General features: G+C 57.9%; 23 protein-coding genes. 9 read left to right on the plus strand and 14 right to left on the minus strand.

Features of this window, described 5'->3' with window-relative positions; translation table 11 throughout:
• Positions 1-7: 7 nt before the first annotated feature.
• Together B2589_RS12375 and B2589_RS12380 are read right to left on the minus strand one after the other, a co-directional pair.
• A complete protein-coding gene (locus tag B2589_RS12375) occupies positions 8-475 on the minus strand; it encodes a YeeE/YedE family protein (RefSeq protein ID WP_286816778.1) in 468 nt (155 codons plus the stop codon).
• Positions 476-479: 4 nt separating this feature from the next.
• Positions 480-917 carry a YeeE/YedE family protein gene (locus tag B2589_RS12380; protein WP_199457548.1) on the minus strand — a complete coding sequence of 146 codons (438 nt, stop codon included), beginning with the start codon at positions 915-917 and terminating at the stop codon, positions 480-482.
• Between the two features lie 355 nt (positions 918-1,272).
• On the opposite strand from B2589_RS12380, the gene B2589_RS12385 reads away from it, so the two are divergent.
• A complete protein-coding gene (locus B2589_RS12385) occupies positions 1,273-1,695 on the plus strand; it encodes a phasin family protein (RefSeq protein WP_058340887.1) in 423 nt (140 codons plus the stop codon).
• Positions 1,696-1,698: 3 nt separating this feature from the next.
• Here B2589_RS12385 and B2589_RS12390 read toward each other — a convergent pair whose 3' ends face one another.
• The 10 genes from B2589_RS12390 to B2589_RS12435 form a co-directional block, all read right to left on the minus strand.
• Entirely contained in the window at positions 1,699-2,328 is a 630-nt protein-coding gene (locus B2589_RS12390; protein ID WP_022988201.1) for a TetR/AcrR family transcriptional regulator, read from the minus strand.
• Positions 2,329-2,346: 18 nt separating this feature from the next.
• Positions 2,347-3,159, minus strand: a complete 813-nt coding sequence (gene xthA / locus B2589_RS12395) for an exodeoxyribonuclease III (RefSeq protein ID WP_232901054.1) — start codon at positions 3,157-3,159, stop codon at positions 2,347-2,349.
• Positions 3,160-3,237: 78 nt separating this feature from the next.
• Positions 3,238-3,975: a hypothetical protein gene (locus tag B2589_RS12400; protein WP_286816779.1), complete on the minus strand. Its 738-nt coding sequence runs from the start codon at positions 3,973-3,975 to the stop codon at positions 3,238-3,240.
• Positions 3,972-4,496: a DUF2878 domain-containing protein gene (locus B2589_RS12405; protein WP_286816780.1), complete on the minus strand. Its 525-nt coding sequence runs from the start codon at positions 4,494-4,496 to the stop codon at positions 3,972-3,974. The genes B2589_RS12400 and B2589_RS12405 overlap by 4 nt, the downstream gene beginning before the upstream one ends.
• On the minus strand, positions 4,493-5,767 hold the full coding sequence (locus B2589_RS12410) for an SAM-dependent methyltransferase (RefSeq protein ID WP_199457544.1): 1,275 nt from the start codon (positions 5,765-5,767) through the stop codon (positions 4,493-4,495). The genes B2589_RS12405 and B2589_RS12410 overlap by 4 nt, the downstream gene beginning before the upstream one ends.
• The gene (locus tag B2589_RS12415; RefSeq protein WP_286816781.1) at positions 5,755-6,651 is read right to left on the minus strand and encodes a DUF1365 domain-containing protein; all 897 of its coding nucleotides are present in this window, start codon (positions 6,649-6,651) and stop codon (positions 5,755-5,757) included. The genes B2589_RS12410 and B2589_RS12415 overlap by 13 nt, the downstream gene beginning before the upstream one ends.
• Positions 6,652-6,653: 2 nt before the next feature.
• Positions 6,654-7,919 (minus strand): NAD(P)/FAD-dependent oxidoreductase, encoded by a 1,266-nt coding sequence (locus B2589_RS12420; RefSeq protein WP_199457542.1) that lies wholly within the window; start codon positions 7,917-7,919, stop codon positions 6,654-6,656.
• A gap of 42 nt (positions 7,920-7,961) precedes the next feature.
• A complete protein-coding gene (locus B2589_RS12425; protein ID WP_199457541.1) occupies positions 7,962-8,750 on the minus strand; it encodes an SDR family NAD(P)-dependent oxidoreductase in 789 nt (262 codons plus the stop codon).
• Positions 8,747-9,217: a nuclear transport factor 2 family protein gene (locus B2589_RS12430; protein WP_058340894.1), complete on the minus strand. Its 471-nt coding sequence runs from the start codon at positions 9,215-9,217 to the stop codon at positions 8,747-8,749. Before B2589_RS12430 ends, B2589_RS12425 begins: the two co-directional genes overlap by 4 nt.
• Positions 9,214-10,176: an acyl-CoA desaturase gene (locus tag B2589_RS12435; RefSeq protein ID WP_232901041.1), complete on the minus strand. Its 963-nt coding sequence runs from the start codon at positions 10,174-10,176 to the stop codon at positions 9,214-9,216. Before B2589_RS12435 ends, B2589_RS12430 begins: the two co-directional genes overlap by 4 nt.
• An 8-nt stretch (positions 10,177-10,184) precedes the next feature.
• Between B2589_RS12435 and B2589_RS12440 the strand changes: the two genes are divergently transcribed.
• Positions 10,185-11,195 carry an NAD(P)/FAD-dependent oxidoreductase gene (locus B2589_RS12440; RefSeq protein WP_286816782.1) on the plus strand — a complete coding sequence of 337 codons (1,011 nt, stop codon included), beginning with the start codon at positions 10,185-10,187 and terminating at the stop codon, positions 11,193-11,195.
• Here B2589_RS12440 and B2589_RS12445 read toward each other — a convergent pair whose 3' ends face one another.
• The gene (locus tag B2589_RS12445; protein ID WP_286816783.1) at positions 11,196-12,680 is read right to left on the minus strand and encodes an HD domain-containing protein; all 1,485 of its coding nucleotides are present in this window, start codon (positions 12,678-12,680) and stop codon (positions 11,196-11,198) included.
• Between the two features lie 114 nt (positions 12,681-12,794).
• Here B2589_RS12445 and B2589_RS12450 point away from each other — a divergent pair, with 114 nt between their 5' ends.
• The 7 genes from B2589_RS12450 (at position 12,795) to B2589_RS12480 (ending at position 18,279) form a co-directional block, all read left to right on the plus strand.
• The gene (locus B2589_RS12450) at positions 12,795-14,003 is read left to right on the plus strand and encodes a PP2C family protein-serine/threonine phosphatase (RefSeq protein ID WP_058340898.1); all 1,209 of its coding nucleotides are present in this window, start codon (positions 12,795-12,797) and stop codon (positions 14,001-14,003) included.
• A 14-nt stretch (positions 14,004-14,017) separates the two neighbouring features.
• Positions 14,018-14,509: an STAS domain-containing protein gene (locus tag B2589_RS12455; RefSeq protein ID WP_286816784.1), complete on the plus strand. Its 492-nt coding sequence runs from the start codon at positions 14,018-14,020 to the stop codon at positions 14,507-14,509.
• A 51-nt stretch (positions 14,510-14,560) separates the two neighbouring features.
• Positions 14,561-15,622, plus strand: coding sequence for an NAD(P)H-dependent glycerol-3-phosphate dehydrogenase (locus tag B2589_RS12460; RefSeq protein WP_286816785.1), 1,062 nt, complete (start codon positions 14,561-14,563; stop codon positions 15,620-15,622).
• 25 nt (positions 15,623-15,647) lie between these two features.
• The gene (sixA, locus tag B2589_RS12465; RefSeq protein ID WP_022988216.1) at positions 15,648-16,097 is read left to right on the plus strand and encodes a phosphohistidine phosphatase SixA; all 450 of its coding nucleotides are present in this window, start codon (positions 15,648-15,650) and stop codon (positions 16,095-16,097) included.
• A 40-nt stretch (positions 16,098-16,137) separates the two neighbouring features.
• Positions 16,138-17,034 (plus strand): radical SAM protein, encoded by an 897-nt coding sequence (locus B2589_RS12470; RefSeq protein ID WP_232901030.1) that lies wholly within the window; start codon positions 16,138-16,140, stop codon positions 17,032-17,034.
• A 15-nt stretch (positions 17,035-17,049) separates the two neighbouring features.
• A complete protein-coding gene (locus B2589_RS12475) occupies positions 17,050-17,616 on the plus strand; it encodes a DUF1285 domain-containing protein (RefSeq protein WP_022988218.1) in 567 nt (188 codons plus the stop codon).
• A gap of 201 nt (positions 17,617-17,817) precedes the next feature.
• Positions 17,818-18,279: an FKBP-type peptidyl-prolyl cis-trans isomerase gene (locus B2589_RS12480; protein ID WP_058340902.1), complete on the plus strand. Its 462-nt coding sequence runs from the start codon at positions 17,818-17,820 to the stop codon at positions 18,277-18,279.
• Between the two features lie 143 nt (positions 18,280-18,422).
• On the opposite strand, the gene B2589_RS12485 is transcribed toward B2589_RS12480, so the two are convergent.
• Positions 18,423-18,605 (minus strand): 4Fe-4S dicluster domain-containing protein (locus B2589_RS12485; RefSeq protein WP_286816786.1); only part of this gene is annotated, 183 nt, incomplete at its 5' end.

Below are 18,605 nucleotides of genomic sequence, written 5' to 3' on the forward strand. Positions count from 1 at the left end.
CGTTCTGTCAGGCGGCATCGCTGCCGGCGAATTCTCGATCGGTTTCAGAGTCGCCCCGGGCACGATTGCGCTCGAACAACTCGAACAGCACCATGCCGGCCACCATAGAAGCAACGAACACGGCGCCCTTGATTTCGCCGGCGCCCAGTGCCACAAGTCCGGGGCCCGGGCAGAAACCGGCAATGCCCCAGCCGATGCCGAACATCATACTGCCGATAACCATGCGTTTCTCGATTCGGTTATTGGTCGGCAACTTCATGTTGAAGCCGAGGAACGACAGGGTGCGTTTACGGGCGACTGCTAAAGACACCAGCCCGACGATGATGGCGCCCCCCATCACAAACGCAAGGGAAGGATCCCACAGACCGGCGATGTCCAGAAAGCCCAGTACCTTTTCCGGGTTGGCCATGCCGGAGACAACCAGGCCCATACCGAAGACCAGGCCGGCGAACAGCGAAGCGAAAGAGTATTTCATGGCATCAGGCTCCGATCAGGTGGCGAATAACAAAGACGGTAATGAAACCGGTGGCCATAAAGCTCAGCGTGGCAACCAGCGAGCGCAGCGACAAGCGAGACAGCCCGCATACGCCATGGCCGCTGGTGCAGCCGGACGCGTAGCGGGTGCCGATGCCCACCAGCAAACCGGCCACGATGAGCGCCGGATAGCCGGCATTGATTTCAACCGGCGGAAGCTGGGCGAACAGGGCCCAGACCGCTGGCGCGCCGATCAGGCCGGCCAGGAAGGCAACGCGCCACAGGATGTCGGTGCGAACGGGGGCGAGCAGCCCGCCCAGAATTCCACTGATGCCGGCAATACGCCCGTTCAGAAGCAGGAAACTAGCCACTGCCAGGCCGATAAGGATACCGCCCGTGAGGGCTGCGCCAGGGGTAAACTGGCTCCACGCAATATCAATCATTCAGAATCTCCGGATTGAATGGTTGGTTTTGGAATAAGGATATAATGGGGTGTGATAATAACAAAAAAAGCCCGGCAAGGGATGCCGGGCAGAGGCGTGCGAGTAGTATCCATGAAAGACTTCCAGACAAACCGGCATCAACTCGGATACCGGTATCGAGAAGTATTGACCATAATTTGAGCAGTTCAAGCCAGAGGCCCTTTCGTTTGAAAACATTTTTTCATATCGCACCCGTGTTTATACTGCGGCCTTTTCCCATGCGGGTTTCAGGGCCGCCCAAGGTAACACTGAAATCGCGGTATAGCTGTAATACAATGGGCGCTGAACACCCTTTGCCCGCATTCAAGAGGTAGCTATGTCCGACCAAGACCAAAATTCGCCGGAGAATGATCCGCAGCTGGCAGACAAAATCAAGGGCTCTGCCCGTCAGATCTGGCTGGCCGGGCTGGGCGCCTACACCAAGGCCGAGGAAGACGCCGGTAAATTTTTCGACCGCCTGGTCCAGGAAGGCGAACAACTGGAATCGAAAACCCGTGGTGTGGTCGGCAAGCAGATCCGTACCGTGGAAGACCGGGTTGGCGAAGTTCGCGAGCGGGCAACCGGTACCTGGGACAAGCTCGAGCACATGTTTGACCAGCGGGTGTCCGGCGCGCTCCGGCGTCTGGGTATTCACCGTCGGGAAGAAATCGAAGCCCTCGAACATCGTATTGCGGCTCTTGAATCTGAACTGACCCGCCTTCGCGATTCCGACTCACTGGCCCGTGACGAAGAAGAATAAGCTTTACAGATACGTGTGGCTGGTGAGACGGATCTGTTCCTGTTCCTCAGCCGCCATGTAGGGCAGTATCAGGTGCAGCATCTGGTACACCCCCTTGCCCGGATCCACCGACTCCCGGTTATCCAGGTGTGACAGCGTGTCGAAACTGCTCCAGTAGCACACCGTCAGCGTGAGCTGTTCACACAGGGATTCCAGTTCTGCCTCTTCAATGGCCATGGTCTGCTGGCCGCGAAAACTCTCGCACAGGGTACGAAACGCTGTCGTTTTCTTTTTGAGAATGCGCCGGAAACGGACCTGCAACTGGCTGTAGCGCGACAGCACATTGACCAGGTCCTGGTACATAAACCGGTAACGGGCTACCGCCTCGAACAGCATGTGCAGAAAGAACCCGAACTGGTCCAGTGAAATCTCCACATCTTCCGGCACCGCCAGCAGGTCGAGCATTTCCGCCTCAAAGCCGTCGAACAGCTCCTCGACAATGTCGCCCTTGCTCTTGAAGTGGTAATACAGGTTACCCGGGCTGATCTCCAGTTCGTCGGAGATCAGCAGCGTGGTGACATTGGGTTCGCCCAGGCTGTTGAACAGTTGCAGGCTGGTGTCGAGAATCCTGTCTCTGGTTTTGACCTTTTTCATAAGGGCAGTGGCGCGCCTTTACAGCTCGAAGCTGGCCCAAACCGGGCAGTGGTCGGATGGCCGCTCCATGGCACGGATGTCGTAGGACACCCCGGCTGCCCTGGCTTTCGGCAGCAGGCTGTCGCTGGCCATGATCAGGTCGATACGCAGGCCCCGTTTCGGCTCCCGCTCGAAGCCTTTGCTGCGATAGTCGAACCAGCTGAAGGTATCGGCTTCATCCGGGTGCAGGTGGCGGAATACGTCGGTATAGCCCCGTTTTTCCACTTCTCCCAGCCATTCCCGTTCTTCCGGCAGGAAGCTGCATTTTCCGGTGCGCAGCCAGCGCTTGGCGTTGTCCGGGCCGATGCCGATGTCTTTGTCGGTGGGGGAGATGTTCATATCGCCCATCACCACCACATGGCCCGGTTGCTGTTTCAGGTCGTCCAGGTAGGCCATCAGGTCCGCGTAGAATTTCTGCTTGGCCGGAAACTTCACCGGGTGGTCGCGGCTTTCGCCCTGGGGGAAGTAACCGTTGATGACCGTCAGCGGCTCACCATTTACGGTAAAACGGCCGGTAATCAGGCGGCGCTGGGAATCCTCGCCATCAGACGGATAGCCTTTAACCACATGCTCCGGTTCTATCCGCGACAGCAACGCCACGCCGTAGTGCGTCTTCTGACCATGGAAATGCACGTGGTAGCCCAGTTGGCGGATGGCTTCTTCCGGAAATTCCGCATCGGTCACCTTGGTTTCCTGCAGGCCGATGAAATCGGGATTCAGCTCTTTAATGACGGCTTCAAGCTGGTGCAGGCGGGTGCGGATACTGTTTACGTTAAACGACACAAACATCATGGCGTGGAATCTCCGGATCAGTTTGCCCGGAAGTTTACCATAAGGGATGGCCTATGCCGTGTGGCTGAAGGGGCGCCGTCAGTCTGTCAGTTCACACTCCGGGTATCGGATGACCCGGTAGTTGATTGCAGCGGTGTAATTGGCATCTGCGTTCTTGCGAATGTTGGTCAGCCCCAGGTAGTGGGTCAGGGCGCCGTTGCGGTTGTAGCCGAGGATGATCGGATCAACCAGTACTCTCAGCATCAGGCTGGTGGGGCGGATTTGCACCACAAAGTCGGCATCTACACGGTTTTTCGGGCCGGGTTCCAGCACAAAGCCGTAGTAATCGCCCCGTGTGGGTGCCAGGAAATCGAATTCCACAGACTGACCGCTGGTTACCGCGGCCCAGTTGGCGCGTACGAACTGGTCAAAGCCTGCATCCACCACCAGTTTGCTGCCAAAGCGCAGCTCGAACATGGCGGTTTCGCTGGAAGGTTTCTGCCAGGTGATGTCCAGGGTGTTGGCTTCGGGGTAGCTGATCTCCAGGCGCTCGTTGAACTCCGACTGGTGAAAATCCACCTCCGGCAGCTGGACAGATTGCCGGTAAGTCAGTTGCTTGCTGGCAAAGCCCGTGTCGTCACTTGCCCTCAGGTAATCGACCCGGTGTTGCTCCGGAACGAATACGCCAGTCTCACAGGTGCCGCTGACGGCATGGTGTTCCTGGTAAACCGGCCTGTCGTCATCAAGGCTGCGGGCGCTGCCATGGAACTCGAAGACGGCGGCACTGGCCTGGCTGCAACCGAGCAGGGCGCCAACAACCGCTGTTGTCATTTTCATGGCTCAAGCTCCGTGTACAAACTTTTCCGGATAAACAGCAGCAGCGGGAAGATCACCAGCCAGCCCAGCGCGATGGCCGCTACCGACAGGGCAGTGTCCGGCAGTGTGACTGCGCCAAGCTTGGCGGCAGACCAATAAGCCAGTGCCCCGGCAAACGGTGCCAGTACAAACGGTAGCCAGCGGTGCTGGCCTATCCACGCAAGTGAGTGGCACAGGGTGGTCATGAACAGGGCCCATATAGCCACCAGCCAGGGCGGCACAACGGCAGTTTCTTCGATACCCGGGATGCCGAGAATGCCAAGCCGGAACCAGAGCGTGTCCAGCAGCCCGCCGAGCACCACACCAACCCCGATAAACTGCAATTCGGATAAGCGTTTCTGGCTGACCAGCGCCATATGGGCGATGAAAAACCCCAGTGCCAGGGCAGTTACCGGCAGGCCGGGGTACAGCACACATGCGAACCAGCCGGCCTGGAACAGTACGAAGTTCAGGACATTCCGGGCCGTTTCCGAGGTGATCATAGGCTGATGATGTTGGCGCGCTTGTTGGCGGGCTTGGCCATCAGCAAATGGGCCACACCAATGGCTCGCTCACTGAAGCCTGCTTCGCAGTAGGCGAAATAGAAGTGCCACAGGCGCTGGAAAGCGGTGTCGTAGCCCAGGGCATCCAGCTCACTGCGCTTTGCCATGAAGCGTTCACACCAATCCCGAAGCGTGCGGGCGTAATGGAAGCCGAAGTCTTCGTTATGGGTGAGTACCAGGTCTGACCCGCGGCCCATGGACTGCAGGATCGCCCCAAATGAAGGAATAAAGCTGCCTGGGAAGATATATCGCTGGATAAAGTCCACGTTCTTCAGGGCACGTTCATAACGCTGTTCCGGCATATTGATCGCCTGCACCAGGGCCAGGCCATCCGGCTTCAGCAACTTGCTGATCTGGGACAGGTAGCTGTCGAGGAACTGCGGACCAACCGCTTCAATCATTTCAATAGACACCAGCTTGTCGAACTGGCCGGTGAGGTCGCGGTAATCATCGAACAGCAGGGTAATGCGATCTTCCAGCCCTTCAGCCTTCACACGCTCCCGGGCCAGCTCCAGCTGTTCCTTCGAGATGGTGGTGGTGGTTACGTGGCAGCCGTAATGTTTGGCGGCATGGATGGCAAAGCCGCCCCAGCCGGTGCCGATCTCCATCACCTTGTCGCCGGGTTGCAGGTCGAGCTTTCGGCAAATGACATCCAGTTTGTGAACCGCAGCCTGTTCCAGTGTGGACTCCTCGCCCGGATAAATGGCGGAGGAATACATCATGGTGGGGTCCAGGAACAGCTGGAACAGGTCGTTGCCCAGGTCGTAGTGGGCGCTGATGTTCTTGCGGGACCCTTCCGGGGTATTGCGGTTCAGCCAGTGCAGGGCCTTCAGGGCCGGTTTGCTGATCCAGCTGAACTTGTCCTCGAAGGCATTCATGGTATCGAGGTTACGGGTGAAGAAGCGCAACAGGGCGGTCAGGTCCGGTGAACTCCAGTCCCCAGCCACGTAGGATTCCGCGGCACCCACGCTGCCACCGGTAACCAGGTCCCGCCAGGTGCTGTGGTTGTGAATGATCAGTTCTGCGGTCGGGTAACGCTCGTCGTTGTCGCCGAATACCTGGTCGTCGTAACCTTGTTCACGTACCACCAGTTTGCCGTGCCCCAGCATGGACAACTGATGGCACACCAGTTTGCGGGCAACCCGGCTAATGGTGCCGGTGTTGGCAACGCTGGATTCCTGGCTGGTGACGGAGGTATTCAGGTTCTCCATGAGCTTACCCTTCCTGAAGATTGTTCATTTGACGCGTTGATGGCCGGTTCACTGACATCGACCCCCTGATCTTCCACTCCCCGGCGGAACTCCGGTACCTGTGGCTCCAGTTTGTCCGGGTGGGTGTAGAAGGGGGCGCCCTTGAGTTTCAGTTTCAGGGCGTTCCAGTAAATACCGGCGGTGCCTTTGAGAGTTTCCAGGGGGAAACGTCGCAGGCTTCGATGCAGGGTTTTACGATCAAGTACCTGCCGTTGGACTACCAGGGTGGCATCAAAATGTTTGTGATCTTCCTGTTCCACGTTCATGTGGATGCGCAGTTCCGGGCCCCGGAAGCTGAATAGCCACTGGTAGTGCTGGTTCATGCCGTTAAACGGCGACACGTGGAAACGCTTGCTGAAGGAAAAACGCTCGGTTTGCCAGTTGCTTGCATCGCCCGGCCCGTGATTTCGGCATTCCAGGCAATACACGTGGCGTTCCTTCCAGGGGGTATTGGTAATCTGGGCCAGAATCACCCGGGGCACGTCACCCCGGGCCGGGTCCTGGCCCTTTTCGTAGCACAGGTAAAAGCTGACCGGGTTGAAAATATACCCCAGATACCGCGGGTGGGTGATCAGTTGAACCGGCCCGTCCGGCTGCCAGCCGGTGGCGATCTGAACCCGCTGCACCACTGCCTGGTGCAGGTTCGGGATGTGCGGGTCCAGGTAATCTTTCCGGCAAAGCCCCAGCCAGTTGAACCGTTCCAGTGAGAAAAAGCGGCTGATGGAAGTGACAGAAGACCACTCCTCAAGGTCCAGTGCCAGCATGCCAATGTTGTACAGAAACTCATGCTGTACCGGCAACTTACGGCGATGTCTTATAGTGCCTTCTAGCCACTGGCTGGCCATGCTCAAAGCTCCACACCAAAGGCCTGTGTCACCCGCAGGGCGCTGCGCACGCCGTCTTCGTGAAAGCCGTTAAACCAGTACGCGCCGCAGAAGTGCGTGCGGTTATGGTTGCCGATTTCGTCATAGCGCTGTTGGGCGGCAACAGCCTCCAGGGTGAACACCGGGTGGTCGTATTCGAACCGCTTGATCACCTTGGCTGGATCGATATCCCGGCTGCGGTTCAGGGTTACGCAGAATGTCTCCGGAGCGTCGTCGAAGTTCTGCAGGATATTCATATTGTAGGTGACAGATACCGGATGGGTGCTGTGCTCGGGAATCATGTAGTTCCAGGCCGCCCAGGCCCGACGGTTGGAGGGCAGCACGCTGGCATCGGTGTGCAGCACAACATCGTTCTTCTGGTAGCCGATGGCGCCCAGAATGTCCCGCTCTTGGTCACTCGCGTCGCTCAGCATGGCCAGTGCCTGGTTGCTGTGGCAGGCGAGGATAACCTGGTCGAAGCGGTGGTTTTTCCCGTTAACAACCAGCGTTACGCCGTTTTCATCCCGCTGGATGGCGGAGACAGGGCTGTTCAGGTGGGTTTTGTCGCCCAGCCTCTGCATCATGCGGGTGACATAGCTGGCGGAACCGCCGGAAATGACCCTCCAGGTGGGCCGGTCATCTACCGACAACATGCCGTGGTTGTTGAAGAACTGCAGGAAAAACCGGATCGGGAACTGCTCCAGCACGATTTCCGGCGCGGACCAGATGGCCGCTCCCATGGGCACGATGTAGTTGTTGCGGAAGTATCGGCTGTAATGGTTGCGGTTCAGGTATTCGCCCAGGGTTTCGCCTTCGGGAATGTCACCGGCGGCCAGGTCTGCCCGGGTTTCCTTGTTGAAGCGCAGGATCTCCCGGATCATTTTCAGGAAATGCAGGTTCAGGGCGTTCTTTCGCTGGGCAAACAGGGTGTTCAGGCTGGTGCCGTTGTATTGCAGGCCGCTGGTGTGGCAATCCACGCTGAAGCTCATATCGCTGACTTCCGAGGCCACGCCCAGCCGGTCCATCAGTTTGATGAAGTTCGGGTAGGTCCAGTCATTGAAGACGATAAAGCCCGTGTTGACCGGCCAGGTACGACCCCCGGCCTTGACCAGCTCGGTGTTGGTGTGGCCGCCGGCATAGTCGGCGGCTTCGAACAATTCTACGTCGTGGTGTTCACTGAGCAGCCAGGCGGCGGTCAGTCCTGAAACACCGGCGCCAATAACTGCAATGCGCTGACGGTCCTGATTCATTGATGGTTTTCCTTAAGCGGTTTGTTCACAAAATAGGTTTGGTCAGGAATTCTGGTCGGCTTTGCGGGCCATGGATGCTGCCATGCGATCCACCACTCCTTGAGGCAAGGCGCCCAGCGCTTTCAGCAGCCAGGTAAACCGTCTAGGGAAAGCAATCTCGTTGCGGCCTTTGGCCAGCCCGTTGGCAATCCTTTGTGCGGCATCGTCTGCGGTCACCATAAACGGCATGGGAAAGTCGTTCCGATCGGTCAACGGTGTTTTTACAAAGCCCGGTGAGACCACCACAACATCAATGCCTTCGGCAGCCAGGTCTGCCCGCAGGGCATGGGCAAAGTAGGTCAGGGCGGCCTTGGATGCGCCATAACCTTCGGCCCGGCCAAACGGAAACCACCAGGCCGACGAGCTGACAATCACCAGGGTTGATGGCTTGCCCTTTGCCCGGGTGGCCCGCAATGCGGGCAGGGCGATGTCCAGGCTGCGGGCGGTGCCGAGCACGTTGGTAGTGATATTGGCCTCGATGACCTGGCTGTTGTAGTTGGCGACTTCCAGGTACTCGCAGGTGCCGGCGTTCAGAATGGCCATGTCCAGGTCGCCAAAATGCTGGAGATCGCCCTGAATGGCAGACAAATCGTCCAGGCTGGTGGTGTCTGCCACGGCGGATGTAATCCGGTTCGGGTGTTGGCTGGCCAGCTTGTCCAGCGCCTCGGCCCGCCGGCCGGTAATCACCAGGTTGTGGCCCCGGTTTGCCAGTTCATGCACCAGGGCCTCGCCGATTCCGGAAGACGCGCCGGTAACCCAGATGTTCGATGCGGATTGCAGTCGTTTGTTCATCCTGCCTGCCTCTTCACCCAGCGGATAGCGCCACCGACCACCGGCAGGTTTTCGTAAAGCAGTTGCCCGGCGTCAAAATAGTCCCGATGGAAGCGCACCTTGCCGTTGCTGATTTCCAGGTGACTGATGCCGTCTACGAACACGGTCTTGCCGTTACGGATGCGCTTGTGGCGCAGCTCCATTACCCAGGGGATGGTGCACCATTGCTGCTGGATAACCGGCGAGCTGAAACGGAACTGGCAATGGAGTACGTTGCCATAAGCCCCGGCCATGTATTCGGTAAGCTCGTTCAACCCGGACACCTGGCCGAACGGATCCTGGAAGTGGATATCCTGGCTGTACACGTCCTTGAGCTGGCTCAGGTTGCCTTTGTCGAGTTGGTTGTACAGTGTGCAGAAGCGCTCAAGCACTTCCGGTAGTTCAGCAACCGGTGTGCTGGTGTCTACGCTGGAAAGGTGTTGGCTCATTGGCTTGCCCTCCCGGTACGGTTGCGGTCGAGTTCGAGGGTTTCCTTACGGATATGGTCGGGGATCGGATTCAGGTCCCAGATAATGCCCAGTTTCGACAATACCCACAGGCCGTACCAGGTAATGTCGATTTCATACCAGCGGAAGCCCTGGCGAACCGCCGTTGGCCAGCGATGGTGGTTGTTGTGCCAGCCTTCGCCCAGCGTGATCAGTGCCAGCCAGAAGTTGTTGCGGCTGTCATCGCTGGTTTCAAAGCGGCGCTTGCCCCACACGTGGGACAGGGAATTAATAGAGACGGTGGCGTGAAACAGCACCACGGTGGAGATAAAGAAACCCCAAACCAGTAGTTGCAGGCCGTTGGTGCCCAGCCCGGGCGCCCAGGCAGCCAGTGATTCGCCAAGCAGGTAAATAGCAACTGCGAAGGCGGCAGGCACCAGGGAGTCGAAGCGATTGATAAAACGCAGTTCCGGGAACTTGAGCCAGTCTTTTACCCGGCGCTCGTTCATGGCAAAACCGGCGTCGCAGGTAAACCATCCCACGTGGGACCACCAGAATCCGCCCTGGTGGGGGGAGTGAAGGTCTTCCTCGCGGTCTGAATGCTGGTGATGGTGCCGGTGGTGCGCCGCCCACCAAAGAGGGCCGCGCTGCGCGGCACTGGCGCCCAGAACGGCAAACACAAATTGCGCGGGCCGGCTGGTTTTGAAGGATTTGTGGGAAAAGTAGCGGTGATAGAAGCCGGTAATCGCGAACATCCGAACCAGGAAAAATCCAAGGGCAAACACCATCGCGAAGGTGCTTGTGCCGGTCACCAGTACCAGGAGACAGGCCAGGTGCAGGGCAATAAACGGGAGTACCCGTACCCAGTTAAAGGTTCGGGACGAGGTGTCCAGGTGATCTGATCCCGCTTCGGAATCGAACCATCTCAGAATATTTGTCAGCCAGTAATTCACTCGGGTCATAAATAACCATGCTCAATGTAACGTCAGACACCCCATCAATACGAAGTATCGCGATTATTGGTTCAGGCCTTGCGGGCCTTACCGCAGGAATTCTGCTTGGCCGAAAGGGCCATAATGTCAGGGTCTTCGAGAAAAGTCGTGGCCCCGGTGGCCGTATGTCGTCTAAACGGGTTTCGGGAAGCTCGGCGGACATCGGAGCCCAGTATTTCACGGCCCGTCACCCGGAGTTTCTGGCGTTTTTGAAGGCGTTTGCCGGAGCCGACAATTTTGGCCCCTGGCAGGGCCGTTTCGGCTTTCAGGGCGACGATAAACAGTGGCAGGCGTTCCCCGAGGAAACCCGCTACGTAGGCGTACCCAGAATGACCGCCATTACCCGGGCGTTGTCCGAACACGTTCCGGTAACCGCGCAGGTACGGATTGCGAAACTGGAGCGGGTCGGGGAGCAATGGCGCTTGATCTGCACCGAAGGCAACGACCACGGCAGCTACGACCAGGTGATCATCACAGCGCCTCCGGCCCAGGCCCGGGATCTGCTGGAGGCCAGTGGGCTGAACGAACTTGCCGGCGGTCTTGGCCATTCTGAAGACAGTATTCTGGCCTGCTGGGCGGTGGCCGCGCACTTTGAAGAAGTGCCGAGCGATGATTTTGATGCCATGCGGCCGGATTCCGACGTGCTTTACTGGGTGGCTAACAACTCCTCTAAACCGGAGCGCAACGATCAGGGCCAGTGGTGGGTGCTGCATGCCACGCCGGAATGGACGCAGGCCCACGTAGAGGAGCCCGCCGAAAAAGTGTCGGAGCAGCTGCTGGCTGCCTTTTACGAACTGACCGGGTATCAGGGCGCTGCGACCGATGCCGTAGCGCACAGGTGGCTTTACGCCCGCTCGGTGCAGCAGGAACAGCCGGGTTATCTGCTGGAACCCGGGCTGGGCGTAGGCCTGGCAGGAGACTGGCTCAATGGCGGCCGGGTAGAGGGCGCCTGGGAAAGCGCCACTCGCCTGGTTGAAGCCCTGGGCTGATTATTTCATCAGGTCGGAAGGGGCCCGGGTGGTCACTTCCGGCCGGTGGTAGAAGTGGGTGATGGTGCCATCGCCAAACTTGGAGAAGAACGCGCTGACATCGGTGATCTTTCGAAGCGACCGCTCCCGGCTGACTGGATTCTTCACCAGTACCTTGATGCCGTTGAAATTGTCCTGGATGTTGGAAAACCGGGCCCGCATGGAGCAGGTGACCACATCCATCGGGTTCAGGCCCAGCTCTCCGGCCAGCCAGTTGCCGTGTTGGGTAATCTCTGCCTTGGCCATGTTCTCCCGGGTGTCCAGGTGCTTGAGCTTCACCCGGTTCACAATGCTGAAGGAATAGCTCTTTGGCTGCCGTCTTGCCACTTTCCGGAACGCCTCCCAGAAGAAACTGTCGGTCAGTTCGGCGAAGTAGTTCATATCGCTCAGGCAGGTATCGATCCACTCGAAACTTTCCGGGTCTTCCAGGACTTCGTTAATCGCCTCGCGCAGCAGCCAGTCAAAGCCCAGGGCGGTCTTGTGGGCATAGACCTTGCGGTACATCTGGTAACGGCTGTATACAAAGTCTTCCAGCGCGCCCAGGCCTTTCTGGGTAATGGCCAGCCCCATCCAGGGCTCGGTTACGTCCCAGCCAAATCGCAGGTTGCTGAGCAGGTGGTCCAGGTTAAAGCCACCGATGGTGACGGAGCTGTGGAAGCCGTCACGCAGCATATAATCGGCCCGGTCGGCATCAATCTCGCCCGATACAATGGACGACAACAGTCCCATGACCAGCCCGGGTATGTCGCGTTCCGGAATCGCCCCGGCAACGGCATCGTCGCCGGCGATGAAATCCCAGAAGGTGCGCGCGTGGCGGCAGAAGGTGTCGCTGGGGGTGACGTCTGTGGTCTCCATAATGCCGATCACATCCACCGCATCCAGGCCGGCGCTTTCCAGGTCGACCGAGGTCAGCACTTCGTGCGCCACCCGCACCGAATAGTGCTCATGCTCCAGTTCGTCCGGCTCGCCCCGGTGATAGCGGGAGTAATCCACGCCCTGCCAGAGGTCGGCAAATCGTCCGGGGCGGGACATCAGCTCCCGGATGCGCCGGGCCTGGGTAAACTGGTGGGAAAAGCTGGAATGGCCGCTGTCGTGCAGCAGGCACCCCAGCCGGATGGTCTTGGCAAGGTAGTCGATGGCATCAAGCTGGCTCAGGCTCAGGTCCATGCTCTCGCTCAGTTGCCGCTCCCGCAGGTAGGCATCGATCATCGAACGGAACATCCGGGTGCCCACATGCATCACACCGATGCTGTGCAGAAACCGGGAGTGGGTGGCACCGGGGAACACCAGGCTGAGAATGTCGTTCTGGCAGATGTTGCGTAAACGCTGGAACAGCGGGTGGTCAATAACCTGTATTTCATGGCGGTACAGGGGAATACCCCCGTGAACCGGGTCCATGATCAGCTTGTCGTAGGCTCCGAGCAGGTCGTTGACGGCACGTCGCATGGTTACAATTCTCCCAAAATGATGACAGCGACCTTGTTATATCACAGGGGCATGCCAGAATAGGCGATATGACCCGAATTTCTCTTTTATCGCTGGTAGTTTAAGGCAATCAACATGAACTCGCGCACCGAGCGCATACTGATTATCGATGCCGACGAACAGGCGCGAAACGATTTGTCACGCTACCTTGAAGCGAGGGGTTTCTACGTGACCGGGTATCCCGATATCCAGTCCGCCCGCGGCTTGTTCGAAGATAAACTCCCGGACGTCATCTTTGCAGACCTGCCCGCCGACGCCATCCGTGATCTCACCACCCGGCTGGCGGACTCGGAAAGCTTTATTCCGGTGGTTACCTGCACGGCCAGCAACTCCAGTACCGATGTTATCCAGGCGCTGCGGGCCGGTGCCGCCGATGTGGTGCTCAAGCCCTGCAACGACGACAAAGGCGCACTGGATGATGTGATCGGCAAACTGTTCGACCGGGTGCGGGTTAACCGATTGAACCAGTTGTACAGACAGGAACTGGAAGAAACCAACCGGGAGCTGCGCAGCGGTATTGCGGAGCTGAGGGCAGACCAGAACGCCGGGCGCAAAGTCCAGCTGCGAATGCTTCCGGACCACGATTTGCAGATTTCCGGGTTGCAGGTCGACCACAAGATCAAACCCTCGCTCTACCTGAGCGGCGATTTTCTCGATTATTTCCGCATCTCCGAAGACAAGGTGCTGGTATACATCGCCGATGTTTCCGGCCACGGCGCCAGCTCTGCCTTTGTCACTGTCTTGCTGAAAAACCTGACCAATCGTTTGCAGCGCAACCTCAAACGGCAGTCCAGCGACGACATCCTTCACCCGGAGCGCTTTCTCGAGCGGATCAACTCGGAACTGCTCGATACCGGCCTGGGTAAACACGTAACCGTGTTTGTGGGGATAATTTCCATATCTGAACGTATACTGAGTTATGCGGTGGGTGCACATTTCCCGATGCCGATTTTGTCGTTTGAAGACGGCGAAACCCGGTTTCTGGAAGGTAATGGCCTGCCGGTGGGGTTATTCGAAGATCCCGAATGGGAGGTGTATCAGGTTCATCTGGACCGGCCGTTCAGGTTGTTGATGTTTTCAGACGGCATTCTGGAAGTAATTGCTCCGAAATCGCTGGATGAAAAGGAACGAACACTACTTGAACTCGTGTCTGGAGGTAGTCACACTATCGCATCGCTGAGTGAGGCTCTGGGATTGGATACCATCTCCGAGTTGCCCGACGATATCGCGATAGTTTCGGTAACTGATGCCCTTGACGGGCCAGATAACACGTCGTCGACGTAGTGGCAGTGTGAAAAATGGCTGGTTATAAGATCCTGCAAGCAGAAAAGCAGGGAATTTACGTCCTGAAGTTTATTGGGGAAATCCGGCTGAACCTGTGTTCGACGCTGGACAATCTGGTTGAGATCATCACGGGTAACCCGCAGTTCAAAACGGTAATTATCGATCTGACCGAGACCGAAATTATCGACAGCACCACCCTCGGGCTGCTGGCCAAGATTGCCCTGGCCGCCCGAAAGCAGAGCCGCTTCCTGCCGACTCTGATCTCGACCAACCCTGATATTACCCGCATTATTACCTCAATGGGTTTCGACAAGATCTTTATCATTGTGCGCGAGCCCGCTTCCCGGATAGAAGAACTCGAAGAAATTCCCGTACTCAAGGCCAGCGAGCAGCAGGTGAGAGACAAGGTTCTGGACGCCCATAAAATCCTGATGGGTATGAACAGCAAGAACAGGGAAGAATTCAAGAATCTGGTGCGTGCCCTGGAGTGTGAAGAAACCGGCTAGGTTTCAGCACGCCACGGGTGCGCTGCCCGTACGCAATAAAACGGAAATGATATGCCTGAAAACACCACTCCCCCGAAAGACGGGGCGAAGTCTTACGACGTTGCAGTGCTGGGTGGCGGTAGCTTTGGTACCGCCATGGCCAAGGTTCTTGGCGAAAACGGCCACACCGTCCATTTCTGGATGCGCGATGAAGCCCAGGCTGAGGAAGTTCGCCGCACCCGTGTGAATAAGCGCTACATGCCGGATGTCACCATTGAAGGCGACGTGCAGCCCACCACAGACCTGGCCGAAGCCGTTGCCAGGGCCGAAGTGGTATTGGTCGCTATCCCTTCCAAGGCCTTTCGCTCTGTGATCCGCGAGAATGCCGACGCATTCCGGGAAGGGCAGATTGTAGTCAGCCTGACCAAGGGTATTGAAGAACACGGCTTCAAGCTGATGAGCGAAATCCTGATGGAGGAGCTTCCACGCTGTCGTTCCGGTGTGCTCAGCGGCCCGAACCTGGCGGCCGAGATCGTCAATCGTGAGCTGACCGCCACGGTTATTGCCGCCAAGGATCCGGAAGTTCGCCGCACGGTGCAGGATCTGCTGGGGTGCGAGTATTTCCGGGTATACGCCAACGTAGACGTGTATGGCGTAGAGCTGGCCGGCGCCCTCAAGAACATTTACGCCATTGTGGCCGGACTGGCCTCGGCGCTGGAGATGGGTGAAAACGCCCGGGCCATGCTGATTACCCGAGGGCTAGCGGAAATGAGCCGCTTTGCCGTAAGCCTTGGAGCCAACCCGATGACCTTTATGGGGCTGGCGGGCGTTGGTGACCTGATTGCCACCTGCACATCGAACAAAAGCCGGAACTACCGGATTGGTTACGCGGTGGGCAAGGGCAAGCAACTGGACGAAGCGGTGAAAGAGCTGGGCCAGGTGGCCGAGGGCATCTACACGCTGAAACTGGTGCGGGAGAAATCGGAATCCATCGGCATTTACATGCCGCTGGTGCGCGGGCTTTACGAGATTCTGTACAACGATGCCTCGATCAACGCGGTCATCAGCAGCCTGATGATGGCGGTACAGAACTCTGACGTAGAATTTATTCTGCCCCGTACCATCACCCAGTAAAGGCTTCTGCGAACGAGGAGCGCTTATGCAACTGATCATCATGCGCCATGGCGAAGCCGGCTGGCACAGCCTGGACCAGGAACGGGAGCTCACCGATGTGGGCCGGCACGGGGCGGCAGCCGTGGCCGCGGCTATCGGAAAATCGTCCTGGCGCCCGGACCGGATCTGGTGCAGCCCCTACACCAGGGCCCGGCAAACCGCAGCGATTGTCTCTGAAGTGCTGAATTGCCCGGTAGACGAAAAGCCGTTCATTACCCCGGACGATGATCCGGGCCTTTGCCTTGACGCTTTACTGGAAACCGATATTTCCCGTTTGATGCTGGTGTCCCACATGCCCCTGGTGGGCAGCTTGTCTACCTTGCTGGTGGACGGCCATCGCAAGGGCATTCCCTTTATGACCGCCCAGGCCGTGGTGCTGGATATGCCGGTGGTGGGCCCGGGCTGCGCTGACTTGAAAGAACAGTTTCTGCCCTGACCTTTACCCTGTCATTCCATTTCGCAAGTTTCGAGACGCCATGTACAGCTTTCCGATCGAGTATATCGAACCCGTCTTCCGCCCGCCGAGCGAGGCAAAGTCCCTGATCCTGCCGGTAACCAACGGCTGCTCCTGGAACCAGTGTACGTTTTGCGAAATGTACACCCAGCCCCAGAAGAAATTCCGGGCCAGGAAGCCTGAGGACATCCGGGCCGATATCGCCAAGGCTGCCGAGGCCTTCGGTGACGTCCGCCGGGTGTTTCTGGCCGATGGCGATGCCATGGTGCTGCCAACCCGCCGGTTGCTGGAAATCCTGAGCGACCTGAAAACCGCCTTTCCGGGCCTCCAGCGGGTTTCAAGCTACTGCCTGCCACGAAACCTGGCGAAGAAATCTGTTGAAGACCTGGTGCAGTTGCGCGAAGCCGGCCTTGGCATCCTGTACGTGGGCATGGAATCCGGCGACGACGAAGTATTGAAACGTATCAACAAGGGTGAGAGCTGGGAATCCACCCGTTCCGCCCTGACGAAGATTCGCGAGGCAGGCCTGACCAGCTCTGTGATGGTACTTAACGGCCTGGGTGGTGAAACCCTGTCGCGCCAGCATGCCATCAACACAGCCACCCTGTGCAACGAAACCCAGCCGGATTATCTGTCGACACTGGTTGTCAGCTTTCCTCAGGGCGAAGAGCGTTTCCGGGAGGGTTTTGGTGATGATTTCGTACCCCTGAGCCAGCAAGGGTTGTTTGAGGAAATCCGCCTGTTCCTCGAGCACCTGGAACTGGAGAAAACCATTTTCCGCAGTGACCATGCCTCCAACTACCTGGTGCTCAAGGGCACTCTGGGCCGGGACAAACAGCGAATGCTGGAGCAGGTCAACCTGGCCATCAGCAATCCCGGTGCGGCGGCGCTGCGCCCCGAGTGGATGCGCGGACTGTAAACGGAGTAGATCACTATGACCCGAAAGCCTGATGAACTGGCCTCCGCTGTTGAACAGAATGCCGGTGGCAAGGCCTTACCGCCGCTAGACCAATGGAACCCGGGGCTGCTGGGGGATATGGACCTGCTGATCACCCGGGATGGCTCCTGGCTGTTCGAGGGCAAACCCATCGGCCGGGAAGCGATCGTGCGATTGTTTTCCACGATTTTGCGAAAAGAGCAGGACGGCGCCTACTACCTGGTCACCCCGGTTGAGAAGTGGCGGATTGCGGTAGAAGACACGCCGCTGCTGGCCCACTCGGCAGAGGCCACGGGAGAGGGTGATAGCCAGGTGATTTCGGTGACCACCAATATGGGCGAAACCCTGGAAATCGGCCCGGACCATCCGCTTGAGGTGGGGGCCTATCCCGACAGCGACGAGCCCCGGCCAGTTGTCGCCGTCAGGCACGGCGTGGAAGCACGGTTGGTGACCAATGCCTTTTACCAGTTGGCAGAGTTTGTTGAAGAGCAAACGGTAAACGGCGAAACCGTGCTGGGAGTTTTTAGCCACGGAAAATTCTGGAAAATCGGGCAGGGCGGTTGAAAAGCCTCTGACCACCCCAATGAATGAGGTAGAAAACGCAGTCTGTCACTTGTTAAACTGTCTTTTCTTACTTGTTATCGAGCCTGGCTCTCTAACGAGGCCCGGTGGTCGTTAGTCCCTCTGTGCAGTATGGCTGTTCAAGATTACTTTCGATTACCTACATCTTAAATACACAGTCATTGCGACACGCAAGGAGATCACATGGCCCAACCTCGTGTTGTCACCATCCATTACACGCTCACTAACGACCAGGGAGAGCAACTTGATTCCTCCCGCGTAGAAGGCCGTGAGCCGCTGTCTTACCTGGAAGGTGCACAGAACATTATCGGTGGACTGGAAAACGCACTCAACGAAAAGAGCGCTGGCGACCAGGTTAAAGTCTCTGTAGCTCCTGCTGAAGGCTACGGCGAAGTTAACGAAGAACTGATCCAGCCGGTTCCGCGTTCTGCCTTCGAAGGCGTCGACACCATCGAGCCGGGCATGCAGTTCCAGGCCCAGACTCCGGGCGGCCCCCAGGTTGTTCGCGTTGTTGAAGTCAGTGACGAGACCGTCACCATCGACGCCAACCACCCGCTGGCAGGCCAGACTCTGCACTTCGACGTAGAAGTAGTAGAAGCTCGCGAAGCAACCGACGAAGAGCAAGAGCACGGCCACGTGCACTGATCTCTTCCGAAAGGTTGATCAAAGAACGGCTCCTGCGGGGGCCGTTTTTTTTGGTTTTTTGCCACGAAATCCACGAAAAAACACGAAAAAAGACACAAAAAAGCCGGAGACGAGCTCCGGCATTTTCTGGTCAGTACACCCGCTTACATATTCGGGTAGTTGGGACCACCACCGCCTTCCGGCGTTACCCAGGTGATGTTCTGGGCAGGGTCTTTGATGTCACAGGTCTTGCAGTGAACACAGTTCTGGGCGTTGATCTGGAACTTCTTGCCGCTGCCGTCTTCCGCTTCAACCACTTCGTACACGCCGGCCGGGCAGTAGCGCTG

The sequence above is a fragment of the Marinobacter sp. UBA3607 genome (assembly GCF_002375525.1).
GTDB lineage: Bacteria > Pseudomonadota > Gammaproteobacteria > Pseudomonadales > Oleiphilaceae > Marinobacter > Marinobacter vinifirmus.